Annotated in this window: 23 protein-coding genes, 2 tRNA genes and 1 pseudogene; 2 read left to right on the top strand and 24 right to left on the bottom strand. The window is 43.8% G+C overall.

Features of this window, described 5'->3' with window-relative positions:
* Nucleotides 1–121: 121 nt before the first annotated feature.
* The 12 genes and pseudogenes from FKX92_RS03040 to parE form a co-directional block, all read right to left on the bottom strand.
* Nucleotides 122–193, bottom strand: a tRNA-Gln gene (locus tag FKX92_RS03040).
* Nucleotides 194–206: 13 nt separating this feature from the next.
* Nucleotides 207–287, bottom strand: a tRNA-Tyr gene (locus FKX92_RS03035).
* 49 nt (nt 288–336) lie between these two features.
* Entirely contained in the window at nt 337–567 is a 231-nt protein-coding gene (locus tag FKX92_RS03030) for a DUF2969 domain-containing protein (RefSeq protein ID WP_002895433.1), read from the bottom strand.
* Between the two features lie 106 nt (nt 568–673).
* Nucleotides 674–1,699: pseudogene (locus tag FKX92_RS03025) on the bottom strand (branched-chain amino acid aminotransferase); the annotation flags it as partial.
* A gap of 167 nt (nt 1,700–1,866) precedes the next feature.
* A complete protein-coding gene (parC, locus tag FKX92_RS03020; RefSeq protein WP_149565493.1) occupies nt 1,867–4,317 on the bottom strand; it encodes a DNA topoisomerase IV subunit A in 2,451 nt (816 codons plus the stop codon).
* Nucleotides 4,318–4,352: 35 nt separating this feature from the next.
* Complete coding sequence (locus FKX92_RS03015; RefSeq protein WP_149565492.1) at nt 4,353–5,168, bottom strand: aminoglycoside 6-adenylyltransferase; 816 nt, start codon at nt 5,166–5,168, stop codon at nt 4,353–4,355.
* Between the two features lie 16 nt (nt 5,169–5,184).
* Nucleotides 5,185–5,721 (bottom strand): GNAT family N-acetyltransferase, encoded by a 537-nt coding sequence (locus tag FKX92_RS03010; protein WP_149565491.1) that lies wholly within the window; start codon nt 5,719–5,721, stop codon nt 5,185–5,187.
* A 29-nt stretch (nt 5,722–5,750) separates the two neighbouring features.
* On the bottom strand, nt 5,751–6,356 hold the full coding sequence (gene fic, locus FKX92_RS03005; protein ID WP_149565490.1) for a protein adenylyltransferase Fic: 606 nt from the start codon (nt 6,354–6,356) through the stop codon (nt 5,751–5,753).
* A gap of 13 nt (nt 6,357–6,369) precedes the next feature.
* Nucleotides 6,370–6,744 (bottom strand): GNAT family N-acetyltransferase, encoded by a 375-nt coding sequence (locus FKX92_RS03000; protein ID WP_149565489.1) that lies wholly within the window; start codon nt 6,742–6,744, stop codon nt 6,370–6,372.
* 26 nt (nt 6,745–6,770) lie between these two features.
* On the bottom strand, nt 6,771–7,517 hold the full coding sequence (locus FKX92_RS02995; RefSeq protein ID WP_149565488.1) for a DUF6261 family protein: 747 nt from the start codon (nt 7,515–7,517) through the stop codon (nt 6,771–6,773).
* A 245-nt stretch (nt 7,518–7,762) separates the two neighbouring features.
* Nucleotides 7,763–8,710 carry a hypothetical protein gene (locus tag FKX92_RS02990; RefSeq protein WP_149565487.1) on the bottom strand — a complete coding sequence of 316 codons (948 nt, stop codon included), beginning with the start codon at nt 8,708–8,710 and terminating at the stop codon, nt 7,763–7,765.
* Complete coding sequence (gene parE, locus FKX92_RS02985; RefSeq protein WP_149565486.1) at nt 8,673–10,616, bottom strand: DNA topoisomerase IV subunit B; 1,944 nt, start codon at nt 10,614–10,616, stop codon at nt 8,673–8,675. The genes FKX92_RS02990 and parE overlap by 38 nt, the downstream gene beginning before the upstream one ends.
* Nucleotides 10,617–10,806: 190 nt before the next feature.
* On the opposite strand from parE, the gene plsY reads away from it, so the two are divergent.
* Nucleotides 10,807–11,457, top strand: a complete 651-nt coding sequence (gene plsY / locus FKX92_RS02980) for a glycerol-3-phosphate 1-O-acyltransferase PlsY (RefSeq protein WP_149565485.1) — start codon at nt 10,807–10,809, stop codon at nt 11,455–11,457.
* A 39-nt stretch (nt 11,458–11,496) separates the two neighbouring features.
* Here the strand turns inward: plsY and nt5e are convergent, their stop codons facing one another.
* The 12 genes from nt5e to FKX92_RS02920 all read right to left on the bottom strand — a co-directional run bounded on the left by nt5e (nt 11,497) and on the right by FKX92_RS02920 (nt 24,153).
* Nucleotides 11,497–13,680 (bottom strand): cell surface ecto-5'-nucleotidase Nt5e, encoded by a 2,184-nt coding sequence (gene nt5e / locus FKX92_RS02975; protein ID WP_149565484.1) that lies wholly within the window; start codon nt 13,678–13,680, stop codon nt 11,497–11,499.
* 163 nt (nt 13,681–13,843) lie between these two features.
* Nucleotides 13,844–15,112 (bottom strand): dihydroorotase, encoded by a 1,269-nt coding sequence (locus FKX92_RS02970; RefSeq protein ID WP_149565483.1) that lies wholly within the window; start codon nt 15,110–15,112, stop codon nt 13,844–13,846.
* 12 nt (nt 15,113–15,124) lie between these two features.
* A complete protein-coding gene (locus tag FKX92_RS02965; RefSeq protein WP_002895418.1) occupies nt 15,125–15,589 on the bottom strand; it encodes an NUDIX hydrolase in 465 nt (154 codons plus the stop codon).
* Between the two features lie 8 nt (nt 15,590–15,597).
* The gene (locus tag FKX92_RS02960) at nt 15,598–16,251 is read right to left on the bottom strand and encodes a uracil-DNA glycosylase (RefSeq protein ID WP_149565482.1); all 654 of its coding nucleotides are present in this window, start codon (nt 16,249–16,251) and stop codon (nt 15,598–15,600) included.
* Nucleotides 16,252–16,287: 36 nt separating this feature from the next.
* Nucleotides 16,288–17,040, bottom strand: coding sequence for a DUF4336 domain-containing protein (locus FKX92_RS02955; RefSeq protein ID WP_149565481.1), 753 nt, complete (start codon nt 17,038–17,040; stop codon nt 16,288–16,290).
* Entirely contained in the window at nt 17,037–18,575 is a 1,539-nt protein-coding gene (locus tag FKX92_RS02950; protein WP_149565480.1) for a glycosyltransferase family 39 protein, read from the bottom strand. The genes FKX92_RS02955 and FKX92_RS02950 overlap by 4 nt, the downstream gene beginning before the upstream one ends.
* Nucleotides 18,576–18,686: 111 nt before the next feature.
* Nucleotides 18,687–19,316: an orotate phosphoribosyltransferase gene (gene pyrE, locus FKX92_RS02945; protein WP_002900280.1), complete on the bottom strand. Its 630-nt coding sequence runs from the start codon at nt 19,314–19,316 to the stop codon at nt 18,687–18,689.
* Between the two features lie 79 nt (nt 19,317–19,395).
* Nucleotides 19,396–20,088 (bottom strand): orotidine-5'-phosphate decarboxylase, encoded by a 693-nt coding sequence (gene pyrF / locus FKX92_RS02940; RefSeq protein ID WP_002900279.1) that lies wholly within the window; start codon nt 20,086–20,088, stop codon nt 19,396–19,398.
* Between the two features lie 247 nt (nt 20,089–20,335).
* Entirely contained in the window at nt 20,336–21,274 is a 939-nt protein-coding gene (locus tag FKX92_RS02935; RefSeq protein WP_149565479.1) for a dihydroorotate dehydrogenase, read from the bottom strand.
* Between the two features lie 11 nt (nt 21,275–21,285).
* Entirely contained in the window at nt 21,286–22,092 is an 807-nt protein-coding gene (locus tag FKX92_RS02930) for a dihydroorotate dehydrogenase electron transfer subunit (protein ID WP_149565478.1), read from the bottom strand.
* Between the two features lie 210 nt (nt 22,093–22,302).
* On the bottom strand, nt 22,303–23,277 hold the full coding sequence (locus FKX92_RS02925) for a hypothetical protein (protein ID WP_149565477.1): 975 nt from the start codon (nt 23,275–23,277) through the stop codon (nt 22,303–22,305).
* Nucleotides 23,278–23,307: 30 nt separating this feature from the next.
* Complete coding sequence (locus FKX92_RS02920; protein ID WP_149565476.1) at nt 23,308–24,153, bottom strand: hypothetical protein; 846 nt, start codon at nt 24,151–24,153, stop codon at nt 23,308–23,310.
* A 234-nt stretch (nt 24,154–24,387) separates the two neighbouring features.
* Here FKX92_RS02920 and FKX92_RS02915 point away from each other — a divergent pair, with 234 nt between their 5' ends.
* Nucleotides 24,388–25,296, top strand: a complete 909-nt coding sequence (locus tag FKX92_RS02915) for a LysR family transcriptional regulator (RefSeq protein WP_002897493.1) — start codon at nt 24,388–24,390, stop codon at nt 25,294–25,296.
* Nucleotides 25,297–25,304: the final 8 nt, after the last annotated feature.

Genomic DNA, 25,304 nt, shown 5'->3' with positions numbered 1-25,304 from the left:
ACTTATTTATTTTCCTAAGCACCCGCAAATGACATTGATCTATCGTTAACGATTTCCATCCTATAAAGAAATAAAACACCAGAAGACATTTTATTATTTTATCAGATCTATTACCTAAGAACTGGGGTAGCTGGATTCGAACCAACGCATGAGGGAGTCAAAGTCCCTTGCCTTACCGCTTGGCTATACCCCATTAATATAAAGAATGGAGAGAGAGGGATTCGAACCCCCGAACCCGAAGGAGCGGATTTACAGTCCGCCGCGTTTAGCCTCTTCGCTATCTCTCCGACAATCAACGCTATCTATTATAACATTGATACAATGAAAATGCAAGCCCTATTTGCTTAAATTATAGGTTTCAATCAAAGTTTCCACAGCTCTTTCAAGTTTTTTATAAAAACTTTCAGCATTTCCATTTTTGATAATTGCAAACTGGCCATCTAGCTCGGCAATCTCACCGATAACCTTCTTACCTATAGCAAGACTGTAACCGTCAAATTGGTCTGCTCCGACCTTCACTTTACTATCTGTGATTTGAATTTCAATTTTTTTGTCTTTTTTACTCATAACTTACCTCTTTCAAATTTCTATTGTACACGAAAAAGACTGAGTACGCAAGCTATCTTAGGCTAGAATCGAAGAAAAAACTGCCCAATCAAGGACAGTTTTTAGATTATACTTTTACAATCCAACCTTCTGGCGCTTCAACATCACCGAATTGGATACCAGTCAATTCGTCATACAGCTTACGAGTGACTGGACCGACTTCTGTCTCGCTATAAAAGACATGAAAATCATCACCGTGCTGGATACCTCCGATAGGAGAGATAACTGCAGCTGTTCCACAAGCGCCAGCTTCAGTGAATTTAGCCAAGTCTGCCAGTGGAACATCACCCTCAATCGGTTTGAGTCCAAGTCTATGCTCTGCCAGATAAAGCAAAGAGTACTTGGTGATGGATGGCAAGATTGAGGGACTGAGCGGCGTTACAAACTCATTATCCTTGGTGATACCAAAGAAGTTGGCAGATCCCACTTCTTCAATCTTGGTATGGGTTGCTGGATCCAGATAAATCACATCTGAGAAATGCTTATCCTTAGCAATCTTTCCTGGTAATAAACTGGCAGCGTAATTGCCTCCTACTTTAGCTGCACCAGTTCCGTGCGGTGCCGCGCGATCATAGTCATCTGAGACAATGAAGTTAGTCGGAGTCAGACCGCCTTTGAAGTAATTGCCGACTGGCATTACAAAGATAGTGAAAATGTATTCTTCAGCTGGCTTCACTCCGATAATGTCACCGACTCCAATCAAGAGCGGTCGAATATAAAGCGTTCCGCCTGTTCCATAAGGTGGCACATATTCTTCATTAGCTCGGACAACCTGCTTGACTGCATCAACGAACATTTCTGTAGGAACTTGCGGCATGAGCAAGCGGTCAGCTGTCAGCTGCAGACGCTCCGCATTTTTATCCGGACGGAAAAGCTGAATACTGCCATCCTTAGTTCGATAAGCCTTCAGACCTTCAAAAGCCTGCTGACCATAGTGAAGGCAGGGAGACGACTCAGAGATATGGAGCGTAGCGTCCTCCGTTAACGTTCCTTCTTCCCACTGGCCATTGCGATAGTAAGCTAAATAGCGATAAGGCAGTTTCATATATGAGAATCCTAGATTTTCCCAGTCAAGATTTACAGTCATGGTCTTTTTCCTCTTCTTCCAAACTTCATTTTTAGATACTCCTTATTTTACACCTTTTTAAGATATTTTCAAGTATTATTTTCAATTTTCAGAAAATTTTGTTATTCAGTCTTTTTTCTGCTATCAAACTTTTAGAAATTGGAAAAACCAGCTCCTGCGAACTGGTTTGATGATTATTTGGTGTAAGCTGAGAAGACTTCTTCGTCTGAAATAGTATCAGAAATGAAGCTGCCGTTGCTGGTTCTCTCAGACAGGCTGAGATCAGCTAGATTGATCTCATAGGCAGTTCCTTTATTGGAAAGCACCTGCAAAGTCTGCTCCTCGCTGGCTTCTGCTTCTGTTGTGAAGAGATCAAAGTCCAGTGCTTCGCCATAGACTGGTCCAGCTGCAAAGACACGATGTGGCTTGGTCTTAAGCTCTCTCAGAACTTGAAGACCGCGATTTGCCCGACTGGTAACAGGAATATTTGCGACTGCCATACGCTTAATCGAACCGCGCTGAGTCAGGAGGTAAAGCGAGTCAGTATTGGCAATAAAGGCTGCAGCTAAGACATCATCCTTCTTGAGGTTGATGGCTTTAACCCCAGCTGCCTTAGCTCCGATGACAGGAACTTCCTCAATATTGAAGCGAAGGGCATAGCCATTCCTAGTCACGAGCATAACATCATCCAGCTTAATCGGCGCCAGAGCAATAACCTGATCGTCTTCATTTTTAAGCTTGGCAAACTTGAGTGACTTAGACTTGTAGGTCCGCCAAGGACTGAATTCCTTGCGCTCTACACGCTTGATTTGACCTAACTTGGTCGCTGCAAAGTATGTGCCTTCCTCAAAACTGTCCAGCAATTCCGTGTAGATCACTTCTTCTTTGGTATCAAAGTTGCTGATGGTCTGGCTGAGGTGTTCTCCGATTTCTTTCCAGCGAATATCTGACAGCTCATGAACAGGCCGGTAAATGACATTTCCCAGGCTAGTGAAAATCAATAAATGCTGGGTCGTCTTGGCCGGGCTAACAAAAATCAGTCGGTCATCGTCACGCTTGCCCATCTCTTCTAGAGTCGAAGCTGAGAAGGAACGCGGACTGGTCCGCTTGATATAACCAGAACGAGTCACGCTGACATAGGTCTCTTCCTCAACAATCAGACTAGCTGTATCAATCTCGATGGCGTTTGCCGTATCCTGCAGCTCACTGAGACGCGGATTGCCAAACTTCTTCTTGACATCGCGGAGCTCACGCTTCATGAGGTTATACATTGTTCGCTCATCGCCGATAATGGCTGCTAGCATGGCAATCTTCTCGCGCAGCTCTGCTTCTTCCTCTTCCAGAACCACGACGTCTGTATTGGTCAAACGGTAGAGTTGGAGAGTAACGATAGCTTCAGCCTGCTCCTCAGTGAAATCATAGCTAACTTTAAGATTTTCCTTGGCGTCCGCTTTATTTTCTGAAGCACGAATCAGGGCAATCACTTCGTCCAAGATGGAAAGCACCCGAATCAGTCCTTCCACGATATGCAGCCGTTTTTCAGCCTTAGCCTTGTCAAAACGGCTGCGAGCCAGAATAATCTCCTTACGATGGGCAATGTAGCTGGTCAAGATTGGCACAATCCCCACCAAACGCGGCGTGAAATTGTCAATTGCCACCATGTTGAAGTTATAATTGACCTGCAAATCAGTGTACTTAAAGAGATAATTGAGAATCAGTTCAGTATTGGCATCTTTCTTGAGCTCGATGGCAATTCGAAGACCGTCCCGGTCTGATTCGTCCCGCACTTCAGCAATGCCAGCCACTTTATTGTTGACCCGCACATCGTCGATTTTCTTGACCAAGACCGCTTTATTAATCTCGTAAGGAATCTCGGTGATGACGATTTGCTCTTTTCCGCCCTTCAGCTTTTCAATTTCAGTTCTGGAGCGTACTACAACTCGACCTTTACCAGTCTCGTAGGCTTTCTTGATCTCATCACGGCCTTGGACAATAGCTCCTGTCGGAAAATCTGGGCCAGGCAGAAACTCCATGAGTTTGTCCACCTTGGCAGACGGATGGTCAATCATATAGATAACCGCGTCAATGACTTCGGATAGATTATGAGGTGGAATATCAGTCGCATAACCAGCGGAAATCCCAGTTGCTCCATTGACTAAGAGGTTAGGAAAGGCTGCCGGTAGAACAGTCGGCTCCTTCTCAGTATCGTCAAAGTTCCAAGCAAAAGGAACGGTATCTTTCTCAATATCCTGCAAAAGATAGCCAGCCATCTCAGACAGGCGCGCCTCGGTATAACGCATAGCTGCCGGTGGATCACCGTCCATTGAGCCATTGTTTCCGTGCATCTCAACGAGAATCTCACGGTTTTTCCAGTCCTGAGACATACGAACCATGGCATCGTAGATGGAGCTGTCACCGTGGGGGTGGAAATTACCCATGATGTTCCCGACAGACTTGGCAGACTTGCGGTAGCCCTTGTCATAGGTATTGCCGTCCTTGTTCATGGAATAAAGAATACGGCGCTGAACAGGCTTCAAGCCATCGCGAATGTCTGGCAAGGCCCGCTCTTGAATAATGTACTTGGAGTAGCGACCAAAGCGCTCTCCCATGATGTCCTCAAGGGACATGTTTTGAATATTGGACATAATAATTCTCTTTTTATTTTTCTTTTTAATAATAACTAGAAGCTAAGCCTCTCTTTAGCATACTCAATCATCTTCTCTGCAGTTGCTTTGTCATAGTGGAAGCCAGTTTTGAGAGAGAAATCTTGTGCTTCTTTGTGGAAAAAGTCCACGGTAGCTAAGAGAGACTTGGTGAGGCTTTTCTGATCAGAAAAGTCAAGCAAGGCTGTAAATTCTTTCTCTTTCTCAGCAGGCAAATACTGAAAGAGGTACTTGTAGTTCTTTCCAACATCAACCGTCCCCTTATCTTCTGCCACTTGCCAAGCTAAAAGCTTGAGCAATTCTTGTTGGCAGATTCCATACAGATGATCCGTCGCATAGACCAGGTGATTTCGATGAATACCCTTGACCACATAAGCCGACACCCACCAAAATTCATTGCAGGATTTGTCAAAGTCAGTCGCACTGGCGGGTGTGGTCCAATAACGCTTGTGTGTCGGTGTATAAGGAGCAAACAGCCCCTGCGGGTCATCCAGCACTGTGAAATCTGCTTCGCTATCCACCCATTCTCTGATGTGCTCCTTTGGGCAAAGGGTCAAATCTATCCGATTACCATCTTCAAAAAGCATGAGATAGAGGCGGCGATGGTCTAGTAGGACATGCTGCTCAATCATGCGCTTGCCAAACTGGTCCAACCAAGTAAGGTCAGCCACCAGAGCATCCAAATCCTCCACAATGTAGACCACATCATAGTCTTGGAACTCGTCTTTGGGAGCATTTGGGTTTGTCCGCGAGCCGGACATGGCAACAGCCTCGACCTGTAGCACTTTTGCGGTTTGCAAAATCACATCAAACATCTCGATTTCAGTTCTCATGGGAATACCTGCCTTTTTAGTGGAAACTCTCGATTCTGTAGAGGACATGTCTATAAAGCGGACTGCCTGCTGGAACTTTTTCGTTATCAAATTCTTTGACAAATTCCATGCCTAGCTTTTGCATGACTTTTTGCGAAGGGAGATTGAGTAAGGATGTAAAAGAGTAAACTTCTGACAAGCCAGCTTGCCGAAAAGCAAAGTCTAGACAGGCTTGGGCAGCCTCCGTCGCATAACCACGATTCCAAAACTCTTTTCGCAGACGCCAGCCGATTTCTACAGCTTCTTTTCCAGCGAAAATCTGTAAATCCGAATGGTGCAGACCTACCAAGCCGATAAACTCCTGACTGTCCTTTTCTTCAACAGCCCAAAGACTGTAGCCATAAGCCTTAACTTCATCTTGAATGCCCTGATAAAGACGCAAGGACTCCGCTTGACTATATGGCTTTGGGAAATACTGCATGACCTCTGGATCCTGATTCAGAGCAATCAAAGCTTGCAAATCAGATTCCTGCAAGTCCCGTAAAATGAGACGGTCAGTTTCAAGAATAGTCATCTAAACACTCCTCTGCAAACTTTCTTATCTCACAAGTCCTCAGCTTTGTATAGGCTATAGCCTTCATAGTAGTAACTATGGTCTACGCCCTTCATGTAGAGGTTGCGGTTATGAATGTCCTTTGTGAGGGCTTGCTTGAGGACGTGCTTGATTTCTGTGTCTCGAATAGGGCTGCGCTCCATAGCTAGGAGGTAATCTTCCTTGTCGACTTGAGACCAGTCCACGACTTGCCCCAGCTCAGCCTTGAGTAGGTGGTCCAGCCAAAGCCTCATGCTCCTACCATTCCCCTCGTGGAAAGGATGGGCAATATTTAGCTCCACATACTTTTCGACAATTTGATCAAAGGTCTGCTGAGGCATGCGGTCAATATTTTCCAAGGAAGCTGCCAGATACATGACAGGAGCAAAGCGAAAATTCCCTTTGGAGAGATTGACTGTCCGAATTTGACCAGCGAAGTCATAGATTTCTTCAAACAAGAACCCATGAATAAAGGCCAGAGTGGCATAGGTGCCAGCTGCTTTATCGTCCAGAAGCTGCTCTTCAAAAAGCTCTTTAGCTCGGGTCTTGCTGATTTTTTCTTCCATCTTGGCTAGTTCAAGCGAATCCGTCAGACCCAGTTTATTGTCAAGCGTCATTGGCTTGCTCCTCTCATTCAGATTTTCTAAATCCTGTACCAACAGACTTAAAACCTACTGCCCGATAAAATTCATCTGCTTCAGATATTAATTCAATCCGTGTCAAAGGATATTTTTTGTGGATCTCCTCAATCAGCTGCTGTCCCAGTCCTTTTCTGCGGTGGGACTTATCAATGATCATTTCAGCTAAAAAGGTCGTTAGTACTTCATCCGTCAGATAACGGGCAAAGCCAAGGATTTTCTGGTCCTCTTCAAGCACCAAGTAATGAGACAGATTTGTTGAAAATAGTGATGTCACTTTTTCCTCTGTAAAAGAAATCCATTTTTCATTTTGATAAAGGGCATAAATAGATTGACAATCTTTTGTGCTTGCAGGTCTGATTATCATCTTCTATTCCTCCAAATCTGTCAGACTTAATTAACACTCCCCACTGCTTCCGTTACCTTCTTAGCTGGTTTGCGTTTTTTGTAGCGGCTGCGGATGGTGTTGAGGTGGTCGCGGAGATTGACCACGTGCGTTCTTTCAGGATAAGCGTAGGCAATGATCGCAGTGAAATCCACTAGAAAATCATAGATTTCTTGCAGCTTGAGGCGGACGTTCTTATTCTGGCTCGGTGTCTTGCCCTTGAGCTCAGTCAGTCGCTCCTTGTAGACCTTTTCAAAGGCCTTCTGAGCAGCAGCCAGACTGTTGATATGGGCTTCCAGATGAAGCTTAGCCAGCGCTGTCTGGTAGGTTGGTTTTTTCAGCTCTTGGAGTAAGTGGTTGATGCCCTCGGTCTCCTTTTCCAAGCTAGTCGCAGCTAGGCCAATGTAGTTTTTCAGGATCTGAGACAGGGTCTCATAAGCTTCCTTGGTCGCTGCATCCTTGACCCGTGCAAAGGCCCGAACCAAAGACTGGAGCGTGCCTAAAGCATCATCACGCTCGCGGTCAGCCTGATCCAGACTAGCCACCAGCTTGCTGGACTTGGTTTGATGAAGACCGCCCTGCAGCTGTTCCAGAAGTTTGTCAATCTCATCCAGCTTGGTCGTGTAAATGCCATCCACCTTATTTTCCTTAATAAATGCCGCAACCTCGCTCCGACTCTCAGACATGAGCTGGAAAAATTCGTTGTTTTCTAAATTACGTACAGTTAAACTAGTGATTCCATATTCTTTTTTCATAAAACTCCTCTTTCTTCATGTGTTTTTTAATCTTTTGCTCCAAAACCGCTCGGAACACATGTAAACGTTCGGCTTTTGCTCTAAAAATGCAAATCACACATGTGTGATTTGGTTTTTTACCCCTAGATAAGAAAATCTTAATATGAAATCTCTTGTTTTAGGGTCGGGAAAGTTGATTCTTTGTGTGGGATGAGTTGTTCGAAGGATTAAATCATAATAATAATCTATTTTTTGCTTAGTCAGCCTTATTCACCTTCTACCGCCTTAATCACTTCTGAAAACTTCTCATTGTTCAAGAGCTTTTCTTTATACTTCTCACCACCGAGATGATAACATCTTTTTAACTCTTTATAATTAGGAACATCGGATTTAAGTTCCTGCTGAAAAATTTCTTCTGCTTCATTTTGTCTATTCTTGATTTCATGATTAATTGTCAACTTAATAATTGGGGATATAAATCCTATAAATGTAAGAAACATTCTATATTCATTAGGTAAAAAAAACATCATACCAGTTAGAAATAAAACAACAGAATCCTTAATATTATTTATTAATATAAAAGCATTATGTTGATTCTCAAATTGAAACGTCGATTGAGTTTTAACTATTACAAAAGAACTTGCCCATGCAACTATTAAAAAAATGACAAGCGTGATGATGACGAACATAAAATTATCTGTTGGTTTTTGCTTACCCAACATATTTGTTATAAAATGAGTGAATAGAAAAGGATACGTAATTACATTCACAAGAATAAACAGCGGTATTCTTACCAAGAATGCTAATTTAGGAATTTTAGCTATTAAAAAATTAATTACTAAAGAAAGCAAAAATACAACAAAGTTTATCTCAGCGATGGCAGTTAGAATTAAAAATATTGTATAAGCCGCTAGATAAATCACAAAATATATTGGTTCTCTAGGTGAAGAGATATTCTTAAAATAAAACAAACTTAATATAAACCCAAATATAAAAAGGCAAAATAAATATCTAGCCGAATTTACCATATGCGTCAATTTGTCATGTTCACTATTTTCTTGTATTTTTAAAACTTCTAAACTTTGTACCTTTTGCTTTAATTCTAAATATGCAGAAAATGTCTCAGAATTATTAACTATGTGTTTAAATATCGTCCTAATATCTCTTTTTTTCATATCAAAACGCCCCACTTTCTTCCAACGTAAACTTAACATTATCTTCAATCCACTTGCGGCGTGGTTCGACCTTGTCACCCATGAGGACATTGACACGGCGTTCGGCGCGGGCCAGGTCTTCGATGGTGACACGGATGAGGGTGCGAGTATCGGGATTCATGGTGGTCTCCCAGAGTTGGTCGGCGTTCATTTCACCGAGCCCCTTGTAGCGCTGAAGCATGGCACCCTTGCCAAACTTGCGGCGCAGGTCGTCCAGCTCACCGTCGGTCCAAGCATACTCGACAACTTCGCTCTTGCCCTTGCCCTTGGACATCTTGTAGAGAGGCGGCAGGGCAATATAGACGCGGCCAGCCTCGACCAGCGGGCGCATATAGCGATAGAAAAAGGTCAGCAGCAAGGTCTGGATATGGGCACCGTCGGTGTCCGCATCAGTCATGATGATGATCTTGTCATAGTTGGCATCCTCAAGGGTAAAGTCTGTACCAACACCCGCTCCAATCGTGTAGATCATGGTGTTGATTTCCTCGTTCTTGAGAATATCGGCCATCTTAGCCTTAGCAGTATTGATAACCTTACCGCGCAGAGGCAGGATGGCTTGGAACTTACGGTCACGGCCTTGCTTAGCAGAGCCACCGGCAGAGTCTCCCTCGACCAGATAGAGTTCGTTCTTGGCTGGGTTCTTGGACTGGGCCGGAGTCAGCTTACCAGAGAGCAAGCCCTTGTCTTTTTTATTCTTCTTGCCATTCCGGCTTTCGTCACGCGCCTTGCGAGCCGCTTCTCTAGCATCTCTGGCCTTGATAGCCTTGCGGATGAGGTTTGATGCCAACTCACCATTTTCCAAGAGGAAGAATGTCATCTTGTCAGAGACGATGGAGTCTACGGCCGGACGAGCCAAAGGGCTGCCCAGCTTGTCCTTGGTCTGACCTTCAAACTGCAGGTGCGCCTCAGGGACCAGGATGGATAGGACAGCAGCTAGACCCTCGCGGTAATCCGAGCCTTCCAGATTCTTATCCTTTTCCTTGAGCAGGCCCGTCTTTCTGGCATAGTCGTTCATAGCCTTGGTAATAGCGGTCTTGAGTCCCGTCTCGTGGGTACCGCCGTCCTTGGTACGGACGTTATTGACAAAGGACAGGATATTATCGGCGTAGCCGTCGTTATACTGGAGGGCCACCTGAACTTGGAAGCCGCTCTCCTCACCCTCGAAATAGAGGACAGGAGTCAGGGTTTCCTTGTCTTCATTGAGATAGCTGACAAAGTCTTCAACCCCGTTTTCATAGTGAAACTCTACTTCTTCGCCAGTCCGCGCATCGGTCAGCGACAGGCGGACATTCTTGAGTAAGAAAGCTGATTCCTTAAGCCGCTCAGCAATAGTGTTGTACTTGAAGTCTGTCGTTGAAAAAATCGTATCGTCCGGCATGAAGGTCACTTTGGTCCCAGACTTGGACTTAGGTGCAGTGCCGATTTTCTTGAGCGTAGTAACTGGTTTTCCGCCATTTTCAAAGCGCTGCTTATAAACAGTCCCATCTCGTGTGATTTCCACTTCCAGCCAGCTGGACAGGGCATTGACAACAGAGGAACCTACACCGTGGAGACCACCCGAGGTCTTATAGCCACCTTGGCCGAACTTACCGCCGGCGTGGAGAACTGTGAAAATGACTTCAACCGTGGGAATCCCCATAGCGTGCTTGCCGACTGGCATCCCGCGTCCGTGGTCTGCAACCGTCAGACTGCCATCCTTGTTGATAGTCACATCGATCCGGTCACCGAAGCCTGACAGGGCTTCATCGACAGCATTGTCCACAATCTCCCAGACCAGATGGTGGAGTCCCGCTCCGTCAGTTGATCCGATATACATCCCTGGACGTTTGCGGACCGCATCCAACCCTTCTAATACCTGAATGGCATCGTCATTATAATTGTTAATATTGATTTCCTTTTTTGCCACAAGAACCTCCTAATGATTCATCTTTTCTATCTTACAAGTTTTTGGCAAATATTGCAAAGATTTTTTTGAAAAAACTGCTGATAAGGACTGATTTTACACGAAGAAGAATCCAATATCCGAGTAGACATTTCCTGCTATAAATTCTATCCTTTTCTATTGTAAGAAAGCGAAATAATGGTATAATAAAATCATGATGAACACGATAATTGGATTAATACTAGCATACTTACTGGGCTCTATTCCGACTGGACTTTGGATTGGGCAAATTTTCTTTAAAAAGAACCTGAGAGAATACGGCAGTGGCAATACCGGAACGACCAATACTTTCCGAATTTTGGGAAAGACGGCGGGGACGGCTACTTTTGCTATTGACTTTCTCAAAGGAACTGCAGCGACCCTGCTGCCTTTCTTTTTGCATATTGAGGGAGTTTCGCCGCTTGTCTTTGGCCTCTTGGCCGTGATTGGCCATACCTTTCCTATCTTTGCCGGCTTTAAGGGTGGCAAGGCTGTGGCAACCAGTGCAGGGGTTGTTCTGGGCTTCTCACCAGCCTTCTTTGTCTATCTGATTGTCATCTTTGCCAGCATCCTTTATCTGGGAAGTATGATTTCTCTGGCAAGTGTGCTCTCAGCAGTCATCGCTATCCTATCTGCCCTGCTCTTTCCTCTAGTCGGCTTTATACTGCCCAGCTATGACCTCTTCTTCACTCTGATTATCATTGCATTGGCTTTGATTATTATCCTCCGGCACAAGGACAATATCCAACGTATAAAGCAGAAAAAAGAAAACTTAATCCCTTGGGGCTTGAATATCACACATCAAAATCCTGAGCCAAAGAAATAAAACGGAAGTGAACAACTTCCGTTTTATTGTGTCTTCTAACTAGTCTTCTTTGTGACTTTTCTTGATTCCTGCCAACCCAAAGAATCCTAAAACCATACCAACTAGGCTCAGGGCAACTGTTGATTCGCTGCCTGTCTGTGGCAGTTCTTTAGCTGCAGGGTCCTTTGTGAAGGTCTTGGCAACATGAACTGCTACTTGCTTAGTTTGTTTTGGAGTATTAACCAGTGGAGCTGCCTGTTTTGCAGGATCAGCTGTTTTGGCACTAGTTGGGTAGGAAGCTGCATTAGCTGGATCTGTTCCTTGCTTGATTTCTTCAATATCAGTGTAGCCATCGCCATCTGTATCCTTAGTAGATGAAATAGAGATAGCCCGTGAGTTTGGATTGATAACCGCATAGGCTGTCAAATCAGCTTTTGCCAGATAGTCTGCGAAGGCCACATCCATAGATGGTCCTTCCTCACGAGGGCCACCCAGCATGGTATAGCCGTCACCACCAGCAGCCAAGAAGTCATTAGTCGTCAGATAGTAGGTCTTATTTGGATCAAGAGGCTCATAAACACCCGTTTCTTTGTTCTTAATCTCAATGTGGAGGACACGCTGATCAGCTGGCAGAGTGGTGTCGTAGTAGACTTTAGCCCCAGATATTTGCAGGTAGCCACCGCTTGGTTCTAGCAAGGGTTGTCCGTTCTCATCCAGCACAGGCTTGCCATCTTTTTCCTGAAGGATAGAGCCCAGAGATTTGGCAAACATGTCTGCGATATTTTGACCAGTTACCTTGATTTGAGAAATAGTATTCCCAAAAGGCAAGACAGCGATGACATTTCCCTTGGTGATTGGCTTGTCTTTGGCAATAGTTTCGCGCAAGCCGCCTCCGTTAGTAACAGCCAGGTCTGTTTTATTGGCAAAGCCAGTTTGACCATAATCGTAGAGAGCATCCGCTACGACATTACCCAAATTGGTTTCGCGAACGCGGACATTTTCACGGTCGCCATTAAGCTCTACAGGGCTGTTTGCTACGATAACTTTGGCATTATCTGCGTCGTATCTGGCTTTAATCTTGCTGACCATGTCTGCAACAACTGGGTCTGGAGCGACTTTTTTAGCTGTTTCAGCAGGGATTTGCTGAGGATTTCCCAAAAGTTGATTGGCCTTGAAAGTCACTTTTCCGATATTGTGTAGGTAGCTACCGGTCTGGTTGTAAGTTACATTGTCACCATAAGTCGTAGACTCTACTGTGTGGGAGTGGCCGTCAATAACGGTTACACGCTTGCCTTTGAGCTTAGGATTTTTAGAAAGAGCTTCAGCCAAGGTTGAGCCGCGCCACTCAGTCGGAGTAGTCGTGTCAACACCCAAGTGAGCTAAAACAACGTAGTTTTTGTAGTTTTTTCCTTCTGCTGCTGCGCGTGCTTCAATTTCGTCAATAACCCGATTAACCTCTGTAATTGGATCAGTGAAGGTCACACCTTGGACGTTTTTAGGGTGAGTTTTTGTAGCAGTTTCAGGTGTTGTCACACCGATTACTACAAATTCATCTCCCTCAACCGCTGGGTCCTTGTCTACAATGGTAGACGCTTGGAAAACTCGAGCATTATTGGCGTAGGTGTTAGAACTGAGAAGCGGGAATTTAAGAATTTCCTTGTATTTTTTCGCCTCATCTAGACCAAAGTCAAACTCATGGTTACCGACCGCCATAGCATCGTAGCCGATTTCATTGAGGATTTTCGCACGTTCTTCCCCTTTTGAACTATTGGAAATTGGCAGACCCTGGAAGGCATCACCCGCATCCACAACAAGCACTTTAGGATTTTTAGCGCGCTCTTCCTTGATAACAGTAGCCAGCTTAGCATCACCGATAACGCCTTTTTCCTCTACGATGCGGCCATGCACATCGTTGGTATGGAGAATCGTAGCCTCTGGTAGATTTTCAGACTGGGCTGGTGCTGCAGCGGCTTCTGTCGCAGCTGGACCAGCCGGAGCAGCTGCATTCTGACTATCTGCTGCTGGTTTTTCTTCTGCTGAAGCTGCTGGTTTTTCTTCTGCTGAAGCTGCTGGAGCAGTTGGTTGCACTTCAGAAGCCGTCTCAGCAGCTGGCCGATTGGTCAACTCAGCCTTTGCTGGCTCTGGACTAGGCTGAGCCTCTTCTGCAGAGACTTGATGGGCCAAAAAAGCAGGTGCCAAAAGCACTGTCGATAGAACAGGTAAGATGAAAAATTTCTTCTTCATATAACGAACACTCCTCTTTAGTATTTTGTTATATTATACATCTTTTTGGTTCAAAAAGGAACTAAACCACTACTATTTTAACAAACATTCGGTTTTTCAGAAAATTACTAGAAAATTTTCTGTGTTAAAAAAGACCCTGAAATTCATCAGAGTCTAATCTGCATTATCCTTTAAAGACAACTTCCCCATCACAGATGGTAAACTTTACTTGGCCTTTAAGCTTTTCACCAACGAAAGGTGAATTGGCTGCCTTGGAGGCAAAATGGTCAGTCACAAGTCTATCTGCTTCTGGGTCAAATATTGTCAAATCGGCAGGACCATCCTGAGCAATAAAGCCAACATCAAAACCATACAACTGAGCCGGATTAAGAGTCATTTTTTCCAAAAGTTCCATCAAGCTCAGATGACCAGCCTCAACTAGGTAGGTCAGTCCTAGAGAAAGTGAAGTCTCAAGACCAGTCATACCAGAAGGTGCCTTAGTGATGTCTTCTACATTTTTCTCGTCAGCATGATGTGGAGCATGGTCCGTCGCAATGACAGAAATGACACCAGACTTGAGCCCCTCAATAACCGCCAGCCGATCCGATTCTAAGCGCAGAGGCGGATTCATCTTAGCATTGCTGCCCTTGGTCAATAGCAGAGCTTCTGTCTTAGAGAAGTGCTGAGGTGCTGCTTCAGCGGTGACTTGAGCGCCTAGCTTCTGAGCGAATTCAACCACCTTTACACTCTCAGCCTTGGACAAATGCTGGATATGCACATGAGCCTTGGCATCATAAGCAATCATAACATCGCGGGCAACCATGCTGTATTCTGCCACACCTGTTGCGCCACAGATATGAAAATGCTCTTTGGCGATATATTCATTGAAACCGAGGATGCCGTTGAGATTGGGATCTTCCTCATGCAAGCTGATAAAGGTGTTATTTTTACGCGCTTCTACGAGAGCTTTGCGGACAATGCCAGCGTTGGTCAGCGGAATACCGTCATCAGAAAAACCTACTGCACCAGCTGCCAAGAGACCTTGAAAATCTGTCAGATGTTGCCCATCAAAATTCTCTGTAATTGTTGCAACCGACTTGATATGGATATTTTCACGACTAGCCGAGTCCAGCACTTCTTTCAGGGTTTCAACCGTAGAAATGGTCGGATTGGTATTGGCCATCATAACAACAGTCGTAAAGCCTCCTGCTACTGCTGCCAAGGCCCCCGTATGAATGTCTTCCTTATGAGTCTGGCCCGGCTCCCGGAAATGCACATGTATATCCACCAAACCTGGAGCCACAACCAAACCACTGGCATCGATAACTTTTGCATTTTCTTCCTGCAAATCTTGACCGATTTTAACGATTTTCTTCCCCTCAACCAAGAGGTCAGCAATTTGGTCAAAACCAGTTTTAGGATCCATAACTCGTCCGTTTTTGATTAATAGCATCGTCTTATCTCCTTATTCGTAAAAATCCACCTGAGTATCTAATAGCTTATCCCCGTCATAAACAAACTTTGCAGAAAAGAAAGGCTTGTCTTCTAAAAGCCACTCCACAAAGGTGTGATCGCCTTCCCAGGTTGGTTTAGACAAAACCTGATCATAAGGCACCCATTCCAGAGTACCTTCGTTGCAGTCAATCAATTCCCCCTCAAACTCCGTCACCTTGAAGACGTAGGTGTACCAGTCCAAGTTGGGAGTAAACTCCGGAAAAGTGATAACGCCTTTAAGAACAGGCTTGGCCTTTAGACCTGTTTCCTCTAAAATCTCACGTGCAGCGCATTCCTGCGGGGTTTCTCCTCGCTCTAGCTTGCCACCGACACCAATCCACTTCCCAGCATGAACATCATTGGGCTTTTTGTTGCGGTGCAGCATGAGAAACTCCCGGCCATTATCGATATAACAAATCGTTGCTAACTGAACCATACTACCTCCTAAGCTAACCAATTGATAGGTTCCAAGCCCTTAGCCACTAAAAAATCATTGGTACGAGAAAAAGGTTTGCTACCAAAGAAACCACGATAAGCAGACAGCGGACTTGGGTGAGCCGACTCGATAATCAAATGTTGCGAATTGCTTATCAAACTTTTTTTCTTGCGGGCGTAAGAACCCCAAAGGATAAAGACAACTGGATCAGTCTTCTCATTGACTACCTTGATAATAGCATCTGTAAAAGGCTCCCAGATTAAGCCGGCATGCGCATTGGCCTGGCCAGCAGGCACTGTCAGACCAGCATTGAGCAAGAGAACACCCTGCTGAGCCCAGGAAGTTAAATCATGCGACTCTTTCACTCCGATATCGTCTGCCAGTTCTTTAAGAATATTCTGCAAAGAAGGCGGAGCTGGAATGTCATCAGGTACCGAAAAACTCAAGCCTTGTGCCTGTCTCGGTCCGTGGTAAGGATCCTGCCCTAAAATAACCACCTTAACATCTGCTAAATCTGTTGTCTGAATCGCATTAAACACTTTCTCCCGAGGTGGGTAAATGGTCCCTGAAGCATACACTTCGTCTAAAAAATGATTGATTTTTGCAAAATAACCTTCCGGCAGCTGCTCCTTAATCAAAGCATGCCAAGCTGAATGTTGCATATATGTCTCCTCTCATTTTCTACGATAAAAATTCTATTACTTAATCCACCTAAGTGCTCTTCTGAGTTCTGCTCTGCCATTTTTCAGAAAACAAGAACCGTGGGCTAGTATGATTTTCTCCGGTTGCCAAGCTAGCATCTGCTCTAGACATTCTTTGGCTTCTTTTTGATGACCGATAAAGGTCATACGGTAGTCAATAGGCGTCTGGCCATCCGGAGCTGCAACACGAACTAATTTATAAGCCTTGCCTCGAATCTGACTTGGAAAATGCTCTGTTTCAAAATTCTCAATCAAATCTGTCAAAATCAAGGTTTGACTGTCCTTATGAAAAAAGACAACTTCCTCAATATAAGTACTTCCCTTGAAAACCAACTGATCTATCTGACCTGCCCAAGCTTCTGGAGCCTCATCTGTCAGCTTTTCATCAAAAGAGACTGGTATTTTCTGCTTGACTGCTCTCTCTTCCACTCCTGGGCTAGACCAAGCAATTGCCTCAGGATAACGCTTCTTCCAGTCAGCTATATAGGCATAGTGAATCTTATTAGGTGAAACAAGATGCGCAACTGGTCCCAAAGCGTCCAACTGGTCAAACAAGGCTTGATTTGGCTGAATTGGTGAATGGCACCAGAGCTGGCCATTTGCTAACTTGATGACAGTCATGCGGGTAGAAAAAGGCAATTTTGTCAGCACCGCATCCATCTCAATCAAATCACCGTCGACAATCCAGATATTCTCAGCAATGGGCTTCAAGCTATAAAGCGGTTCATAGATAGGAACAGGTCTTTTCATTTCAAAGATTCCTTCTTTCTAGTCCAAAAGCGAAACTTCCTTAGGGCTTGTGGGTACTGAGATAAGCCCACAGCAGACAGAATCAGTATCTGTGGCAAAAACTGAATCAGGTATCTCGTCTTTCCTCCCTCGAAAATCTGCAAAAAGAGCAGGCCGCCAAAAACAGCTAAGGTTAGAAAATTCAGCTCATCACTGGAGCGATATTTCCAAAGGGCAAAGACAAGTCCTGCTGCCATGACAATCCAAACTGCCTGCTTGGACAGCGAGAAATAGACAAATTCTGACTTGTCAGTGTTCAGGAAAAAGTCACGGACAAACTGAGTTAAAGGATTATCCTTCGTATCTTGGTAAAAAGGCGATATATAAGGTGTCTTTTCATTTTCGACACTGCGGTAGAGCCAGCCCAAATCTCCTTCTGCTACAGTCAGAGACTGCTTATGGAAGAGATGATGAGCTAAAGTCAAAGGATTATATTCACTTAAGCGCCGCTTGATTTCCTTAATAACATATTCCTTGGCAAACATGCCATTGTTATAGTCATACTGCTTATCGGGCTCAATATACTGCAAGAGCCCTTCTTTCATATCTTCCTGATTGTGGCCATTGAAAGTCAGACCTAGATTGATAAAGAGCAGGGGACCTTTTGCCAATCCCTCTCCCTCCATAATCGGCACTTCCTTCTGATGCTTGGACCAGTAATGCAGCGGGGCGTAGCTAATCGCAAAACTGCAAGCAAAAACGACTAGTGTCAGAAAGAACTTCTTCCAATTCTTTTTGAAAAAGAGAACTCCGAAGACAGCTATCAGCAGAATCATTACTGTTGGTCTAAAGAAGAAAGCCAGACTAGTCATTAGCCCAAGCAATATACTGCGCCAAACCAGCTGTCGGCTTGATTCCTCTCCTTTCAGCAATCCCAGAACTAGGAAAATCTGCAGACTGATGAAAGGAAGGGGGGGAATATCGGTATACATTGAAAAGAAATAAGGAGAAAAGCCCAGTAAAAGCACATAAAGACTAAAGACAGCATCTGCAGCCTTTTGGGAAAAATACTTTTGGCAGCCCTTGTAGAGAATCAAGGCCGTTACGTTAGTATAAACAATATTCAAGGCTTGCATGACCCATAGACCAGATCCCCCAAATACATTAAAGAAAAAACGCTCGTATAGAAAGAGAGAGACATTGTTAGGGTTGCGGGTCAGATAGCTGGAAATAGAGCTTTCTTTCAGAGTTTTGAAAGCTCCTGTAAAGACAACTGCTGCATCACGCCTAATCAAAAGCTCTGCTGAAAAGAGCATTATCAGCTGAAAAATAAAGGCAGCTAGCATAACAAGAAGTTTATGCTTCATCAGCCAATGATAAGTTTTTCCTAGCAAATTCCGATAGCGATAGGCCAGATAAGCCAAGCCAGCAAAGGCAAACAAAGCCAAAATATTCAGCTCTGCAACATGCCAGATGGCAATCAGAAACCAGTGAACAGCCGTAATCAGCATAACTTTCTGTAATATCGAAAAGGATAGATGATAAATCTTAGACATAGCTCTATTATACCAAACACCAAGACTTTAAGCCATTTTTAAAGGCAATACAAGGACGTTTTACAGAAAAATGACCTGAATAAGAGTCAGATCATTTTATTTGTATTCGGTCTAAGCCTGCCAATTTTCTTGGTCGTGCTTAAATTTCTCAAGCAAGGCCAAGCCCTCAGGACTGACATAACCTTCTGCTTCAGCCAGAGTGATTAGCTCAGTGTAGTTAGAAAGGGTCACCAATTTCACACCCGCTTCATTAAAGTTCTTTTCTGCTTTTGGTAGCTCATAGGTAAAGATAGCTGCTGCGCCAATCACATCTGCACCTTCACGTTTAGCGGCAGCAATCGCATCCAAGACCGAACCGCCAGTTGAGATTAAATCCTCAATGACAACCATCTTCTGCCCAGGTGCTACGCGACCTTCGATTTGATTGCCCGCTCCGTGATCTTTTGGTTTGCTGCGAATATAGGCAAATGGCAGGTTCATCTTATCTGCGATAATGGCTCCGTGAGGAATGCCCGCTGTCGCAGTTCCGGCAATGACTTCTACATCTGGAAATTCCGCCCGAATCTTTTCTACAAAACCATCCTCGATCAAGGTCCGAGTTTCTGGATAAGCCAAGGTCACTCGGTTATCCGTATATATAGGTGACTTGATGCCCGACGCCCATGTAAAAGGCTCTTCCGGCTTCAAATACACAGCTTTGATTTTCAATAAATCACGCGCAATCTCTTTTGCTAAAGTCATTTTTTGCTCCTTATAAATTTGAATGTTTATGATGCTGTTAATTTTGTATATCGATTTAAATCGTATCTCTTGTTCTTACTTAGCTATTCCACTGCTTCTTAATCTCGTGGTAGGCATCCCAAGGATTTTCAGCTTGGATAATCGGACGGCCGACTACAATATAATCACTGCCAATTTGATGAGCTTCTTGTGGAGTCATGACCCGCTTTTGGTCACCGATTTCTGATCCAGCTGGCCGAATACCCGGCGTTACACAGAGGAAATCATCCGCAGTTGCCGCCTTAATCAGTTCCACTTCTTGAGCTGAGCAAACTACGCCATCCAAACCAGCTTCTTTGGCCTTCCGAGCGTAGTTGACAACAGACTCCTGAACCGTAGTCTGGATATTTTGGCAATTACGCATATCTTCCTCGCTGGTCGAGGTCAGCTGAGTCACAGCAACCAACTTAGCCTTATCTCCCAAAACCTTCTTGGCTTCGCTCATCATCTCCACACCACCTGCTGCATGGACCGTCACCATGTCGATGCCAAATGTACCTAAGACAGACATGGCTGAGCGCACAGTATTGGGAATGTCGTGCAGTTTCAGATCCAAGAAAATGCTGTGTCCAAGACCTTTCAGATAATGAACGATTTCAGGACCGATGGCATAGAAGAATTCCATGCCGATTTTGACATAGAGTTTTTCATCTTCCGGAAAATGCTCCAAGAAATCTTTGACATCGTCAAAAGATGGAAAATCGAGGGCGATAATTGGCCGTTCTTCACGCATGAGGGGAGAATCTCCTTTTTAATTTTTAACTTTAAAGAACTCTGCTAGGCACTCCTATATTCAAATTGACCTTCACGCTAGGTTCAGAGACATAGAAAAACCTTGCCCGAGAGCAAGGTTACACGAAAATGTGGCAGTATCTACCATTCAAACGTATGTACCTTAGTAGCCTCTCTGGACTTCTTTAAAGGTTATATTTAGTTCATTCTATAATTTCACAGCAGGATTGTCAAGTAAAAATGTAACTTTAAAGCAAATTCTCTCGAACTTCTTTTCGTAAAGTTTCAAGATTTTCGATGCCGTATTTATCCATAACCTTAGGCAAATCTTCAATGATGGTCGGACAGGCATAAGGATCCGTGAAATTGGCAGTTCCCACTCCAATAGCTGAAGCGCCCGCTATAAACATCTCCAGAACAGCCTCCGCCGAATCAACTCCCCCCATACCAATAATGGGAAGTTTGCTTGCCTGCGCCACTTGACGGATCAGCTTGAGTGCTACCGGAAAGACAGCTGGACCCGACATACCGCCTGTGCCATTAGCGATAATAGGCTTGCGCGTCGTCAAGTCAAATCGCATACCTACCAAGGTGTTAATCATAGTAAAACCAGCAGCACCAGCGTCTTCAACAGCCTTAGCTACCTGAGTGATATCAGCCACACTCGGAGTTAATTTGACATAGACAGGTACTGCAGAAGCATCTACTGCTGCCTTGGTTGCTTCGTAGGCTAATTCTGGAACTTGGCCAATCAAAAGGCCAGCATTTCCATGGTCAACATTAGGGCAGGAGATATTGAGCTCAATAGCCTTGACATTGGGGGCTTGGGAAATTTTCCCAGCCACTGTGGCATATTCTTGATTGGAAAATCCCGCTACATTAGCGATGATTGGAAGGTCGGGATAATGTTTTTCCAGCCAGGGCAGTTTTTCAGCTAGAACAACCTCAAGACCTGGATTTTGCAGGCCAATGGCATTGAGCATCCCAGCTGGCGTTTCTGCCACACGCGGAGTGGGATTACCAAAGCGGGACTCCAAAGTCGTAGCCTTTATCATGATAGAACCTAGCAAGTCCAGGTCATAGTATTTGGCATATTCCTGACCGAAGCCAAAGCAGCCAGATGCTGGAATAATTGGATTTTTCAGGTCCAAGCCTGGCAAGGAAACTCTTAAACGTTGGTCACTCATTCTTTCCCCTCCTAGACAACAATCGTGCCCGTCTCAAAGACCGGACCGTCTTCACAAACGCGCTTATTGACCGACTCATCCTGACCTGCCACATGAACTACGCAGGCATAGCAAGCGCCCATGCCACAAGCCATACGAGATTCCATGGAGAGATAAGCATGCGGATGGTCCTGAAACTTATGATCCACATACTGGAGCATAGCTGGCGCTCCACAGGAATAGACAGCCGCATAGTCTTGGGTCAATTCATCCACAACTGCAGATACATAGCCCTGACGACCATAGGAACCATTATCCGTCGTGACAATGACATCAGCGTATTTTTTCATTTCTGCTTCCAAAATGACAGCAGATTTATCAGAAAATCCCAGAACAGCTGTCACTTGAGCTCCCTTGGCATGCAATTCTTTCGCAACCTTAAGTAGGGGAGGGACACCAATCCCACCACCGATAATCAAAGCGTGGTCGCCTGCCCTTACAGGGCTCAAATCAAAGCCATTGCCCTGAGGCCCCATAACATCAAGAAACGAGCCGACTGGCAGTCGAGAAAAAATAGCCGTCCCGCCACCTTCTATCCGATAGATGATGCGACAAGTCAGATTGTCTCGGTCAATCTCTGCAATCGAGATAGGCCGGCGCAAAAGCTTGCTGTCATCTGGTACCCGAATATGTAAAAACTGCCCAGCCTGCATCTGAGCAACCATTTGACCCTTTAGGATCATAGAAAAAATATTAGGCGCAATCTCTACTTGCTCCAGCAGCTCCATCTGCTCCAGCATAATCTTGCCAAATCTCTTTTTGCAACTGTCACTAACCATGACAACCTCACTTTCTACAAGAAAAAACCTCGCCACAGCAAGGTTTCGCAAAAAACAAGGCAATCTGCTTGCCTCTTATACCGTTTTTCCCACCTTGCAGCCTCACTGGACTTGATTAAAGGTTAAATTGTAAACATTATATCGTTAGCGATAGGGATTGTCAAGGCATAAAAAATATTAGAATTTTAAGATCTCCGACCTACCACAGCTTTACCAGTCCTTGTCAAATTCACTCTTTGCATCCGCAAGACGAAAGCTGCCATCCTCCTGCCTCTTGAAAATCAAAGACACCCTATCCAATTTTCGTTCAGCAGGTGGACGATGAATATTAAAATAATTCACCTGCAATGATAACGGGCTGTAATCTGTATCGCTTCCAGAAAAATTCATCTCGGAAGGCGGTCCAAATCGATCAATAATCTCCTGATATGTCATTCCACCTTTTCCATATTGACTATCACCCACTGTCAATGTATCCATATCTTCTGACTTCCACTTAAAAACAAACTCATTTTTGGTAGCAGGTAGGTTATGAATGTCATCTAAGTAAACTGCCGTTTTAGTTATTAAATAGTACTTTTTTCCATTGGAATCGGGGTCATAAAAACCAAAACTAATTTCCTGAGGATGTCCAGATGAGCCATATCTCGGAACATCTACAATTCTTGTCTTATAAGTTAGTGTCAATCCATTTTCGTTAAAACTCACATTTGAACCCTTACCATATTTCGTAATAACCTCTTCCAAAGTCGGATTATTTTTCCACCCTCCAACTTTTGCTATTTTGAGTTCTACAAAATTGTCTAAGGTCCATTTAAAAACAAACTTTTTTTCATCTTCCTCAACAATTTTCTTTTTCAGTTCCTTTTGATCTTGATTTATTTCTGGCTCGTCATCATATTGCTGAGTTGTATAGCTTTCTCTACTAAATGATGAAACTGTCTTATCAGATTTGTACTTAAGGTTAGCTTTAGGAATCTTTTGAGAAAAATAATAGAAGCCAAAGAACAAAGCAAATGACAAGGTCAAACAAAGAAGAATAAAGGCCAAATTTATCCTTTTTTTCTCCTCCTGTATGGCCATCATGCTAAGTTCTTCTCTTTTTATCTTTTGTTGTTGATAAAGTTCTTTTTTTATGGCTCTAAATGAATTAGCATCATGTTTTTTCTTGCTACTCCTTCTCAAGATTATCTCCTCTGTCTTTTTTATTTTAGTTTACTGGCTTTGTTTAGAAACCAAACGCCATGTTCCATCTTCTTGCTTATAGAATTCTAGATCAACAGACTTCAATTGTTCCGGATTTGTCAAAGAATGAGGATTATGATAAGTAACTCGCATTTGAAGTTGATTATCCTCTCCCAAAATCGTCTGATATAGCGGCAAACCAACATTTGAAACAATCTCATCATAAGGCGTACCTTTGTCAGTACCTTCTCTAGCACCAATAACAAGACTATCTATATATTCTTGTGTCCATAAAAAGTCTCTATTAGGATTTTTATCCACCTTAATCTCATCACTTGCAAGGTTAGAATGGTACTTGGAAATAAGCTTATAGACACCATCAAATTCAACAAATGTTAAAGAAACATAACCAAGAGCACCATTCTTCTCTTTCCAAAAAAGACGAATATGCTTTTGAATTTCATTATTTGATGAAAAGTCAATCCACGAATCAGCTTCAACAGGTCTTCCAAATTCTTTTAAAACATCTTCCAAGACAGCTCCGCCTTTATCTTTGTCCATCTGTAGAGAAACTGCCTTGTCAACCATCCAAAGAAAGGGACCACTTTTTTCTGGAGAAACGATAAGGCTTTCAGCGAATTTTTTTACTTCAGTCTTCTTATCCTCTAATTTTTTTGATGGTGAAATAATCTGACTTGACTGGCTCACCGGTTGCTTAGATTTAGTCTTTTGCGATATAGAAAGCATCAAAAAAACTGCTCCAACGATAGAAAAGCCAATAATGGCTAATAGAACGAATGGTAAGAACTTAGACTTAGATGTCTCCTTCTCTAACTCAAAAGCAATATCTTCAAAAGAATCCTCTTTTCTCTTCATAACTACTCCTTTTACAGTCTAAAAATCATCATATCACGAATAACTTGAAATTGCAAAATCTGTTTCATTATAAAAGACTTGATAAAATCTCTCTATAATTCCGATAAGAATAAACTTTAAAAATGTCACTATATCCAATAGAATTTCTTTTACCATCTGTCCATTTAATAAATTCAATGCTAGCTTTCATTGATTTATCGGGAAAAAATCCCCAGTTTGTGATAAAATAGTCCTATGAGAATTCAACAGTTACACTATATTATCAAAATCGTCGAGACTGGCAGTATGAACGAAGCTGCCAAGCAGCTTTTCATTACTCAGCCTAGTTTGTCCAATGCTGTACGGGATTTGGAAAATGAAATGGGTATCGAGATTTTTATTCGCAATCCTAAAGGAATTACCTTGACCAAGGACGGAATGGAGTTTCTTTCTTATGCTCGGCAGGTTGTTGAGCAGACTCAGCTTCTAGAGGAGCGATACAAAAACCCTGTCGCCCACCGTGAACTTTTCAGTGTGTCTGCCCAGCACTATGCCTTTGTAGTCAACGCCTTTGTTTCCCTGCTTAAAAAAAGCGATATGGAGAAATACGAGCTCTTTCTGCGGGAAACTCGGACTTGGGAGATCATTGACGACGTAAAAAACTTCCGCAGCGAAATTGGCGTCCTCTTTCTCAATAGCTACAACCGCGATGTCCTATCCAAGATGCTGGATGACAATCACTTGATTGCCACTCATCTCTTCACAGCGCAGCCCCATATCTTTGTCAGCAAGTCCAATCCGCTGGCCAAGAAAAAGCTGGTTCAATTATCTGACTTAGAAAACTTCCCCTACCTCAGCTACGACCAAGGAACTCACAACTCCTTCTACTTTTCCGAGGAAATTCTCTCTCAGGAGCACCATAAAAAATCTATCGTCGTCAGCGACCGCGCGACCCTCTTTAATCTTTTGATTGGTTTGGACGGCTACACAATTGCAACCGGTATCCTCAACAGCAACCTCAACGGAGATAATATCGTTTCCATCCCGCTGGACATTGATGATCCGATTGAACTGGTCTACATCCAGCATGAAAAAGCTAGCCTATCCAAAATGGGAGAACGATTCATTGAGTATCTGATTGAGGAAGTGAAGTTTGATAAATAGGTTAATCA

Origin of the sequence: Streptococcus sanguinis, assembly GCF_008329445.1 — a bacterium.
GTDB lineage: Bacteria > Bacillota > Bacilli > Lactobacillales > Streptococcaceae > Streptococcus > Streptococcus sanguinis_O.
This window is presented reverse-complemented; position numbering and strand designations above follow the sequence as displayed.

Coding starts and splice junctions, on each gene's coding strand:
- FKX92_RS02950 (WP_149565480.1), bottom strand. CDS start 18,575: ATGTCTAAGATTTATCATCTATCCTTTTCGATATTACAGAAAGTTATG.
- FKX92_RS03030 (WP_002895433.1), bottom strand. CDS start 567: ATGAGTAAAAAAGACAAAAAAATTGAAATTCAAATCACAGATAGTAAA.
- FKX92_RS02965 (WP_002895418.1), bottom strand. CDS start 15,589: ATGGTTCAGTTAGCAACGATTTGTTATATCGATAATGGCCGGGAGTTT.
- plsY (WP_149565485.1), top strand. CDS start 10,807: ATGATGAACACGATAATTGGATTAATACTAGCATACTTACTGGGCTCT.
- FKX92_RS02955 (WP_149565481.1), bottom strand. CDS start 17,040: ATGAAAAGACCTGTTCCTATCTATGAACCGCTTTATAGCTTGAAGCCC.
- fic (WP_149565490.1), bottom strand. CDS start 6,356: ATGACGCTTGACAATAAACTGGGTCTGACGGATTCGCTTGAACTAGCC.
- FKX92_RS02995 (WP_149565488.1), bottom strand. CDS start 7,517: ATGAAAAAAGAATATGGAATCACTAGTTTAACTGTACGTAATTTAGAA.
- pyrF (WP_002900279.1), bottom strand. CDS start 20,088: ATGCGTGAAGAACGGCCAATTATCGCCCTCGATTTTCCATCTTTTGAC.
- FKX92_RS02920 (WP_149565476.1), bottom strand. CDS start 24,153: ATGAAGAGAAAAGAGGATTCTTTTGAAGATATTGCTTTTGAGTTAGAG.
- nt5e (WP_149565484.1), bottom strand. CDS start 13,680: ATGAAGAAGAAATTTTTCATCTTACCTGTTCTATCGACAGTGCTTTTG.
- FKX92_RS02970 (WP_149565483.1), bottom strand. CDS start 15,112: ATGCTATTAATCAAAAACGGACGAGTTATGGATCCTAAAACTGGTTTT.
- FKX92_RS02935 (WP_149565479.1), bottom strand. CDS start 21,274: ATGAGTGACCAACGTTTAAGAGTTTCCTTGCCAGGCTTGGACCTGAAA.
- FKX92_RS02960 (WP_149565482.1), bottom strand. CDS start 16,251: ATGCAACATTCAGCTTGGCATGCTTTGATTAAGGAGCAGCTGCCGGAA.
- FKX92_RS03010 (WP_149565491.1), bottom strand. CDS start 5,721: ATGACTATTCTTGAAACTGACCGTCTCATTTTACGGGACTTGCAGGAA.
- FKX92_RS02915 (WP_002897493.1), top strand. CDS start 24,388: ATGAGAATTCAACAGTTACACTATATTATCAAAATCGTCGAGACTGGC.
- FKX92_RS03015 (WP_149565492.1), bottom strand. CDS start 5,168: ATGAGAACTGAAATCGAGATGTTTGATGTGATTTTGCAAACCGCAAAA.
- parC (WP_149565493.1), bottom strand. CDS start 4,317: ATGTCCAATATTCAAAACATGTCCCTTGAGGACATCATGGGAGAGCGC.
- FKX92_RS02990 (WP_149565487.1), bottom strand. CDS start 8,710: ATGTTAAGTTTACGTTGGAAGAAAGTGGGGCGTTTTGATATGAAAAAA.
- FKX92_RS02930 (WP_149565478.1), bottom strand. CDS start 22,092: ATGGTTAGTGACAGTTGCAAAAAGAGATTTGGCAAGATTATGCTGGAG.
- pyrE (WP_002900280.1), bottom strand. CDS start 19,316: ATGACTTTAGCAAAAGAGATTGCGCGTGATTTATTGAAAATCAAAGCT.
- FKX92_RS03000 (WP_149565489.1), bottom strand. CDS start 6,744: ATGATAATCAGACCTGCAAGCACAAAAGATTGTCAATCTATTTATGCC.